This is a genomic window from Variovorax sp. FW305-3-2-15-B-LB1 (genome assembly GCF_058787635.1).
The window spans coordinates 1-599 of sequence record NZ_JBYSZY010000121.1 but is presented as its reverse complement, the minus strand read 5'-3'; the positions used below and the strand labels follow the sequence as shown (position 1 = coordinate 599).

The following is a 599-nucleotide window of genomic DNA, read 5'->3' as shown; positions in this document are numbered from 1 at the left end:
GCGGATCAGGGCTCGCAGCTGTTTGAGCGAAGCGAGTTCTGCGAGACCCCGCGAAACGCGAGCACCGCAGGTTGCCCCGTAGCGAAGCGCAGGGGTCGCAGACAGTGGGGTCGCCTTTTCTTTGCTTACTTTCTTTTGGCGAAGCAAAAGAAAGTAAGTCCGCCGCCGGGCGGAACTCCCGGCCTCGGGAAGGAAAAGGAAGCACCGCCCTCATTCCCCACCCCCAAGAAACAAAGCCTCAAACTGCAAATCCCGAGGAAGCCCAGTAGCCAACATCCGAACCCCGCCTTCCAAACCAGGCGTCTCCATCCAAAGCGAGGTTCCAGCCAAAGGCAGCTCGAGCGATCGGCCCTCAACAGCGGCCTCATCGGCTGCAGAAGTCACAAACAACTGACTCAGCACCGCATCAAACCGCAGCGCATCCAAATCACCCTCAAGCCCTTCAAGCACAGCCTGCGTCCCCAACGCCCACCACCGAAGCGCAGCAACAAGCGCCTCTCCATGCAGCGCACCAGGTACGCCTTCATCCAATTCAACGGCGAGCGTGAACGGAAAGTACCGCCCCACCCCATCCACCGAAGGCATCAACACCCCCATCC

General features: G+C 60.3%; 1 protein-coding gene. It reads right to left on the bottom strand.

What is annotated here, in order from left to right:
- Positions 1-210: 210 nt before the first annotated feature.
- The coding region (locus AC3WQR_RS31565) for a TagF domain-containing protein (protein WP_492745986.1) at positions 211-599 on the bottom strand (389 nt) is incomplete at its 5' end.